This window comes from Acidobacteriota bacterium, from assembly GCA_021161905.1.
In the GTDB taxonomy this organism is placed as follows: Bacteria; Acidobacteriota; B3-B38; order Guanabaribacteriales; family JAGGZT01; genus JAGGZT01.
The window spans coordinates 19,059-27,528 of record JAGGZT010000022.1; the positions used below are offsets into that span (position 1 = coordinate 19,059).

Here is an 8,470-nt window from a genome sequence, read left to right on the forward strand (position 1 = left end):
ATATTGAATAATAAGGCTCCGCTTGCCGATGAGGAGATAATCAAGCGGTGTCAGCAAGGGGAGAAGGATGCTTATCGCCTTCTGGTCGAACGGTACAAGAGGATGGCTTATGCGGTAGCCCTGGCTATCCTCGGCTCACCGGATGATGCGCTTGATGCCTCGGAGGAAGCCTTTGTGAAAGCTTATTACGCCCTCTCCTCATTCAAGCCCGGCGAGAGCTTCGGCGCCTGGCTCCACCGGATAGTGGTGAATACCGCCATAAGCGAGCTAAGGAGGAGAAAAAGGCGCAAGAGCGTTTATATCCTCGATCTAAAAGACGAGTTGCGGGCGAAATCGCGAAGTCCAGAAGAGGCGCTTTACTCCTCTGAGGTGAAGGAGAAGCTTGAGGAAGGATTGTCGATGCTCGATGAGAAGAAGCGGGAGATAATCATCCTTAGGGACATCGAGGGCTTTTCCTATCGGGAGATAGCGGAGCTTCTCAAAATACCCTTGGGGACGGTGATGTCCCGGCTCCACGAGGCGAGGAAGGAGCTTAAGAGGGTGATGGAAAAGGTGCTGAGGAGAAGTAAATGAACTGTGATCAGTTCGAGGTACTAATCTCGGGCTACCTCGATGGGGAGCTCTCAAAGGAGGATGAGGAAAGACTCCTCCGCCATCTTGAGGTATGCCCCAAGTGCCGCAATAGCCTCGAGGAGCTAAAAAGACTGAAGGAGGTGGCTTCAAAAATGAAACTGACCGAACCACCAAAGGAGATCTGGGATAGCTATTGGGAACGGATCTCCAACCGTATCACCAGAGGAATAGGCTGGATTCTATTCATCATCGGGGCGGCGCTGATCGCCGGCTACGGGATATATCAGTTCGCCACCGAACCAGCAACGAGCGCTTTTGTAAAGCTGTGCACCTTTGCGATCATCGTTGGCTTCGCCCTTCTTCTGGTCTCCGTTCTCTGGGAACGGATAAAGGAGGCAAAAACCGATAAATACAAGGGGGTATACAAATGATCGTTACCACTACTGATGATATCCCGGGGATGAAGATAGTAAAGGTAATGGGATTGGTCAGAGGAAACACCGTTCGTGCCCGTCATTTGGGCAGGGATATTATGGCTGGACTGCGGAATGTGGTCGGCGGTGAGATCCACGAGTACACCAAGCTACTCGCCGAAGCAAGGGAACAGGCGCTCGACCGGATGAAGGAGGCGGCGGAAAAGCTTGGAGCAAACGCAGTAGTGGGAGCGCGGTTTAGCACCTCGATGGTGATGTCTGCCGCAGCGGAGATGCTCGTCTACGGGACCGCGGTACTGGTTAAGCCGGAATAATGGCTTTAGCCGTAGGAAATGATCTCGTTGAGCTCAGTCGGATAGAGAGGGCTTATCGCAGATTAGGGGAGAAGTTCCTCAAACGGCTCCTAACTGAGAGAGAAATGAGCCTCCTTCCCCAAAAAGGAAAAAGGAGGATAAGCTTCTTGGCGGGAAGATGGGCGGCAAAAGAGGCGATAGCGAAGGCACTGGGGAAGGGTATATCTGGAGGGATTGGGCTGTCGAAGAATGGGATTCCCCTTACCGATATCGAGATCCTAAGGGAGGAAACCGGGGCACCGAAGCCGATGCTTCACCGCCGGGCGAGAAAACGAGCGGAGGAGATGGGGATAAGCGAGGTAAGAATCGCCATCACCCATTCAAGGGAGATCGCCTCCGCGGTTGCCCTTCTTTTTTAACCTTCTTCGGGGAATATCTTTCCCGGATTCAATATTCCTTCGGGATCGAACAGCTTTTTTATCCTCCTCATCACCGAAAGCTCAGAAGGGGAAAGCTGAAGGGTGAGATAGGGCTTCTTGGTGAAGCCAATCCCGTGCTCGCCCGAGATGCTCCCTTTGAGCTCGATAACCTTGTTGAAGGTTCGTTCCACCGCCTGGTGGACCTTTTCCTCCTCCTCTCTATTCCCCCGTTCATACATAAAATTGGTATGGATGTTTCCATCACCCGCATGCCCAAAACAGACGATCAGGATACCGAGCTCCGAGGAGAGCTCCCGGATAAACTTGAGGTAGGTCGGGATCTCACTTCGAGGTACCACTACATCCTCATTTATCTTGCCCGACTTGAGCTGGGCGAGCGCCGGGGAGATGGACCGGCGAACCCGCCACACCTCCTCTTCCTCCTCCGGGGTGGTAGCAGTGAGCACCTCGCGACAGGAATGCTCCTTCGCCACCTTGATCACCTTTTCCGCCTCCTCCTTCACCTGAGCCTCGCTCCCATCCACTTCGATGATAAGTATCGCTCCAATGTCCGGGGAAAGACCCAGTTTATACGCCTCCTCCACTGCCCTTATCGAGGAGGCGTCCATCAGTTCGAGGGCGGAGGGGACGATCTTGTTCTTTATTATCGAAGAAACGGTCCTCCCCGCATCCTCGACATCCTTGTAGATTAGCCTCATCGTCCGACGAGATTCGGGAAGTGGCTTCAACTTCAAGGTGATCCGGGTGATGATCCCCAATGTTCCCTCCGAGCCGACGAAGAGGCGGGTAAGATCATAACCCACCACATCCTTCATTACCCGGGAGCCGGTGTCAATCACCTCGGAAGAGGGAAGAACCACCTCGAGCCCAAGTACATACTCCCGGGTTACCCCGTATTTGAACGCCCGGGGACCACCGGCATTCTCCGCCACATTGCCCCCTAAGGTGCAGTATTCGAGGCTCGCCGGATCAGGGGGATAGAAAAGCCCCCTCTTCTCCACCTCCTCCCGAAACCGACTCGTCACCACCCCTGGTTCCGCCACCGCTATAAGGTTGTCCTCGTCTATCTCGATTATCCTATCCATCCGGGAGAAGACGAGCACCATCCCCCCGGATAAGGGAACCGAGCCACCGGTATAGCCACAACCTGCCCCCCGGGGGATGAGGGGGAATTTCTCCCTTACCGCAAGCCTCACCAGCTCTACCACCTGGGAGGTGTTCTCCGGATAGACCACGACATCGGGAAGAAAACTTCTATTGGTGGCATCGTAGGAATAACAGACGAGGTCCTCCACCTCATCCGTCATCCCCTCTTTCCCTACTATCTTTTTTACCTCCTTTTTCACCCTCTCTTCCATATCATCTCTCCTCTGGTAAGGGGAGGGTAGTTCCCGCTTCTGGTATGATATATCCTCCTTCCCGCCTTATTTCGGCTGGGACCATCTCCCAGGCTTCCTCTAAACTCCTCGCCGGGATCATCCCCATCCTCTCGACATCGGGAGAAGGGAGCTCCGAGACGAGGATCACATTCAAGCGAGATACCTTGAGAGCAAGGGAAAAAGCGGTCTGACCGTTCAGCTCCTCGCTCTCCCGAAACCGGGTTAAGAAAGCCTCCTTCTCGAAGGGGAACCAGGAGAGAAATGAAGCGGAGCCGACGCCATCGGAACAGGCGGAAAGAAGGATCAGCCAACCGCCATCGGAAAGAGCCCTTTCTGCATTATGAAGCGCTTTGTGCGATTGGATGAAGTTGATATCCTTGGGAAAACCGCCAGCACTCGCCACCACCAGCCTCCTTCGCCTGGGGACGGGAACACCGTATATCCCCTTGAAGAAGGAACATCCTTCCTTATGTGCCTTTATCCAATCGCCAGCGAAAAGACCAACGATCTCCCCACCCGAGATGACCGTATTGACGATGAAGGGGCGTGGGGCATTCGACGCCGCCTCCACCAGGTCTTGGGAGAGGGGATTGCCCTCAAGCTCGGCGATCTCCACCCCATCCCGCCAAGTGCCCTTCTCGAAATCCACCGAAAGTTTGTGGTTCTCGATTACCGTTCGCTTCCCGGCAAGGCCAGGGACGATCGACTTCCTCCCTCCGGTAAAACCAGCAAAATAATGGAAGGTAATGCCACCGGTGAGGATGATTTTATCCACCTCGAAGAGGGCACGGTTGAGCGCCACCGGCACCCCTCTGGTGGTGGAACCGAAAGAAACGAGGTCCTCTTCCGCCTCCGAATTATGGTCGAAGAGGGGGAAGCGATCCGCTATCTCCTCCCCTACGATGGCTTTTCTCTCCTCTTCGGTGAGCCCCCGGTGATTCCCCAAGGCAAAGATAATCTTCACCTTCTCCTCAGGGACTCGAGCACCCAAGAGCTCGGAGATGATCAGGGGAAGTACCTTTCTCGCCCCGGTTTTCCTCGTTATGTCCGAGACCACGATGAGCACCTCATCTCCCTCTTTCACCCACTCCTTAAGCGGAGGAACACCTATGGAGTGGCTCAACCTGTGTCTCATCTCCTCTTCATCGAGCGGAGGCGGAGGGTCCTTAGGAAGGATGAGCTCGAACAGAGCGGGATCGTAGTTAAAGGGTACCTTTACCTTCCCGTAAGAAAGGAGACACTCCCCGTTCATCTTCAGCCAAGCCTGGCGAGGAATTCCTTGAACGCCTTCATCCCCTTCTCTATCACCGGGAGCGAGGTGGCATAAGAGATGCGGATATAGCCCTCCCTGCCAAAAGCGGAACCCTGGACCACCGCCACCCGAGCCTCATCGATAAGCTTCAGGGCAAACTTCTCCGAGGTATCCACTTCGCCCTTTAAGTAGTGGGAGATGTTGGGAAAGACATAGAAGGCGCCTTTAGGAAGGGGACACCTTACCCCGGGGATCTCGTTCAAGGCGTTCACGATGAACTCGCGCCTCCTCCTGTACTCTCTAAGCATCTCCTCCACCGAAGCCTGAGGACCAGTTATAGCTTCCACCGCCGCCCTCTGGGAGATGGAGGTAGGGTTCGAGGTGGTGTGGCTCTGGATGCGGGACATCGCCGAGATCACCTCCCGGGGACCGAGGGTGAAGCCGATGCGAAAACCGGTCATGGCATAGGTCTTGGAGACGGCGTTTATGATGATGGCGATCTCCTTAACCTCATTGCCGAAGGCGGCAAGCGAGGTATGTTCCCCTTCATAGACGAACTTCTCATAACACTCATCGAAGATTATGTAAAAGCCCCGGGAAAGGGCGAGCTCAATGATCCTCTCAAGCTCCCTCCTCGGGATCACCGCACCAGTTGGATTGTTCGGGGTATTGATGATAACCGCCTTCGTCCGCTCGGTAAGTGCCTCCTCGATAGCCTCACGGGTGAGGACAAACCCATTTTCCTCAGGAAGATCGATGATCCTGGGAACCCCATCCGTCAACTTCACCTGCTCGGGATAGGTAACCCAGTAGGGGGAGGGGATGATGACCTCGTCCCCCGGTTCTATAATGGCTAAGAAGGCGTTGGCTAAGGAATGCTTTGCCCCACAGGAGATGATGATCTCATCAAGCCCGTAGCTCGCTCCCCACTCATCGGCGTACTTATCCGCCACCGCTTTCTTCAGCTCCTCTATCCCCGATGAGGCGGTGTATTTGGTAAAGTTGTCCTTTATCGCTTTTATCGCTTCATTTTTTACATTATCTGGAGTATTAAAATCCGGCTGCCCCGCTCCAAAGCTGAATACCTCAATCCCTTTAGCCTTCAGCTCGTTCGCCTTCTGCGAGATGGCAAGGGTGGGAGAAAGCGATATCACCCTTCCTCTCTTCGCTATTTTCATTGGTATCACCTCAAGATATTGTTAGTATTCACCCTTTGGTTAACCCCTTAAACTTTCTCCTCATCCTCTCCTCAACCAAGGGAGGAACGAGTCCTCTCACCGACCCCCCTAACGAGGCTATCTCCCTCACCAGCCGGGAGCTCACATAGGTATAGGTTTCATTCGGCATCATAAACAATGTCTCGATATCCGGCGCCAGCCTTCTATTCATAAGCGCCATCTGAAACTCATACTCGAAATCGGAGATTACCCTCAACCCCCGGATGACAACGCACGCCCCGATGCTCTTGACATAATCGATCAAAAGGCCGGAAAAAGCATCGACCCTTATCCCCTCACGGTGGTTGAATATCTCTTCGATCATCTCCACCCGCTCGGAGATGGTGAACAAGAGGGATTTCCCCGGATTCTCCGCCACCGCCACCACGATCTCGTCGAATATCTTGGAGCCCCGTTCTATTATATCGATGTGCCCGTTGGTTATCGGGTCGAAGGAACCGGGAAAAACAGCGATCCGCTTCACCTTTCCCCTCCTTAACTAAAATAAGCGGTGTTAGTATAACTTAACCGAGAAGCCAAAGCAAGAATACCTCGCCCGCTTTAAAAGCTCTGCAACCACTTCCCCTCCCTAACAATCTCCGGGGTTAGGTTTTCTCTTGACATACAAATTTTTTTGTATTGAAACTTAAAGGGAGGGAAAAATGAGAAAAGTGTATTTTTTTCTTCTTTTTGTTTTTGCCTTGTTTCTTAGCTCGTGTAATGAAACCACCCCTTCTACTCCTACTACCCAACCCACAACCTCGACAGAAACTACCAGCTCTGCTCCTACTACCAGTAGCACCAGCACGAGCAGCAGTAGTATAGTCCAAAAGCCGGTTATCATAAGGGAAACCGGGCAAGGGTTCGATACGATACAAGAGGCGATAAATGCGGCGAGCGCCGGGCAACACATCGATGTCTCAGCAGGCACCTATGAAGAGCATATAACAATTGATAAAAAGCTCTACCTCATCGGCGCTGATAGAAACACTACCATCATAAATGGAGGGGGAACGGGAAACATAGTTACCTTTAGCTCCGGCGCAGATGGCTCGCTAATAACCGGATTTAAGATAATGAATGGCAGTGCAGCTATTTATTCTCCAGATACCGTCGCAATTACCATAGAGCGGAACATAGTAAAACAAAATGTCACCGGGATCGATTTGGCTTACGCTTCTTCCGATCTTATCATCACTGGAAATCTGGTCGAGGATCAGACGAGTAATGGGTTAAGTCTGCACAGATCCGTAGGTACTCCCCTAATAAGCGAAAGTATTTTCCAGAATAACTATGACGGAATGAGCATCTCCAGTATTAACCCGAAGATAGTAAAATGTGAGGCAAAGAACAATACCCGCTATGGGATAAGCTGCTGGGGTACCGCCAATCCCGATGTTGGCGGAGGTGCTCAGGGGGGTATAGGGCAGAACAAAATCAAGGGGAATGCAGTCTGGGATTTCTACAACGCCACCTCGAACGCGATCAAGGCGGAGAACAATTACTGGGACCATACCACTGCCACGGATATAGACACAAACGACATCTACGATGACGACGAGAACGCAAGCTACGGCGCGGTCGATTTCGACCCATTTCTTACCACTACCTCTTTAATTTCTCTCCACACGAAGTCAAGGTTGCTCCACATCTCCTCCTTATTCCGAAACCTTTTCCGCTCTTTGTTCAAGGGCGACCTTCCTATCTCGGCGATCTATCTATCTCGCTCCTTCGAGCCAAGGCTAAGATTTGCCTACGAGGAACTTCAAAGGAGAGAACGCTACCCACTCTTCGATGAGCAATACTACCCACCGCTGAGGGTGAGAACGAAGCGATAGATAGCTTGTTCTTTGAACGAATCCAGACGGATACCTCCGATATCCTTTTATTTTGAGCTATATACCCAACATCCAAATACTGGATAACTAAAACTAAACCTGCCCTGCTGGGACTTAACCAATTAGAAGGATTGACACTACCCCCTTCCCTTGTTAAGGTAGATATGTCTTTTATGATCTTCATATCGAGAAAGAAGGAGGAGCTATGAAGGGATTGGTAAAAAAGGGAGCTTTCCTATTTTCTTTATCTCTCCTTTTGCTGATAACCGTCTCCGCATCCAATCACTCTGCAAGCATCATCGAAAAGAGGCTACTTCGCGCTTACCGGCTGGAGAGAAACGGCTGGATCATCGTCCACATCGAGGGCGCCCCTTACGATCGAGGATTCCAGCACGGCTATCTCCTCGCCCCGGAGATAGAGAAGGAGCTCGCTCGGTTAAAGAAGATAGCCAAACTCCATTATAAATTCGACTGGAGCACCTACCGGGAGGCAGCGGAGAAGGTTTATCTACCGAGGATACCCGAAGAGTACCGAAAGGAGATGGGAGGAATCGTTGCCGGAGCCCGGGCGAATGGGATATCGCTTGATCTTGTTGATATCGTAATAATAAACAACTTCTACCAGATGAGCTGGTACTACCTCCCCTCGGTCTCGAAGAAGAAAACCGTTCTCCTGACAAAGGCGGAGAAATGCAGTGCCTTCATCGCCACCGGGGAGGCGACCAGGGATGGGAAGATAGTGATGGCACACAACACCTGGCTTCTTTATCCTATGGGGGTTGATTGGAACATCATCCTCGACATAAAGCCGACCAAGGGGCATCGGATGATCACTCAGACCTGCCCCGGCTCCATCCATTCTGGACCCGATTGGATAGTAAACGACGCCGGGATAATGGTAACCGAGACCACCATCTCCGGCTATACCGGTGGGGTGGATATGAACGGAATACCGGAGAGTATCCGCCTGCGGAAGGCAACCCAGTATGCCGACTCCATCGACGAGTGGGTGGCGATTATGCTCGAGGGGAATACCGGGGAGTA

The 8,470-nt window shown here is 52.4% G+C and carries 10 protein-coding genes; 6 read left to right on the top strand and 4 right to left on the bottom strand.

Translation table 11 applies throughout. The features are described 5' to 3' along the window. Positions 1-3: 3 nt before the first annotated feature. From J7L64_03910 to acpS, 4 genes are read left to right on the top strand one after another with little or no spacing between them, the layout of a single operon-like run. Positions 4-573: a sigma-70 family RNA polymerase sigma factor gene (locus J7L64_03910; protein MCD6451493.1), complete on the top strand. Its 570-nt coding sequence runs from the start codon at positions 4-6 to the stop codon at positions 571-573. Continuing rightward, positions 570-1,004 carry a zf-HC2 domain-containing protein gene (locus tag J7L64_03915; GenBank protein ID MCD6451494.1) on the top strand — a complete coding sequence of 145 codons (435 nt, stop codon included), beginning with the start codon at positions 570-572 and terminating at the stop codon, positions 1,002-1,004. The genes J7L64_03910 and J7L64_03915 overlap by 4 nt, the downstream gene beginning before the upstream one ends. Further along, positions 1,001-1,321, top strand: coding sequence for a YbjQ family protein (locus J7L64_03920; GenBank protein MCD6451495.1), 321 nt, complete (start codon positions 1,001-1,003; stop codon positions 1,319-1,321). The genes J7L64_03915 and J7L64_03920 overlap by 4 nt, the downstream gene beginning before the upstream one ends. Beyond that, a complete protein-coding gene (gene acpS / locus J7L64_03925) occupies positions 1,321-1,719 on the top strand; it encodes a holo-ACP synthase (GenBank protein MCD6451496.1) in 399 nt (132 codons plus the stop codon). The genes J7L64_03920 and acpS overlap by 1 nt, the downstream gene beginning before the upstream one ends. Here acpS and J7L64_03930 read toward each other — a convergent pair. The 4 genes from J7L64_03930 to coaD are packed head-to-tail and all read right to left on the bottom strand — an operon-like array spanning position 1,716 to position 6,072. Then, on the bottom strand, positions 1,716-3,098 hold the full coding sequence (locus tag J7L64_03930; protein ID MCD6451497.1) for an FAD-binding protein: 1,383 nt from the start codon (positions 3,096-3,098) through the stop codon (positions 1,716-1,718). The two genes, acpS and J7L64_03930, sit on opposite strands and share 4 nt — an antisense overlap. A 1-nt stretch (position 3,099) precedes the next feature. Continuing rightward, positions 3,100-4,371 carry a nickel-dependent lactate racemase gene (larA, locus tag J7L64_03935; protein MCD6451498.1) on the bottom strand — a complete coding sequence of 424 codons (1,272 nt, stop codon included), beginning with the start codon at positions 4,369-4,371 and terminating at the stop codon, positions 3,100-3,102. A gap of 2 nt (positions 4,372-4,373) precedes the next feature. Next, a complete protein-coding gene (locus tag J7L64_03940; protein MCD6451499.1) occupies positions 4,374-5,549 on the bottom strand; it encodes a pyridoxal phosphate-dependent aminotransferase in 1,176 nt (391 codons plus the stop codon). A gap of 28 nt (positions 5,550-5,577) precedes the next feature. Continuing rightward, on the bottom strand, positions 5,578-6,072 hold the full coding sequence (gene coaD, locus J7L64_03945) for a pantetheine-phosphate adenylyltransferase (GenBank protein ID MCD6451500.1): 495 nt from the start codon (positions 6,070-6,072) through the stop codon (positions 5,578-5,580). 178 nt (positions 6,073-6,250) lie between these two features. Between coaD and J7L64_03950 the strand changes: the two genes are divergently transcribed. Beyond that, positions 6,251-7,426, top strand: a complete 1,176-nt coding sequence (locus tag J7L64_03950) for a DUF1565 domain-containing protein (protein ID MCD6451501.1) — start codon at positions 6,251-6,253, stop codon at positions 7,424-7,426. 205 nt (positions 7,427-7,631) lie between these two features. Further along, on the top strand, positions 7,632-8,470 hold an 839-nt coding region (locus J7L64_03955; GenBank protein MCD6451502.1), incomplete at its 3' end, for a peptidase C45.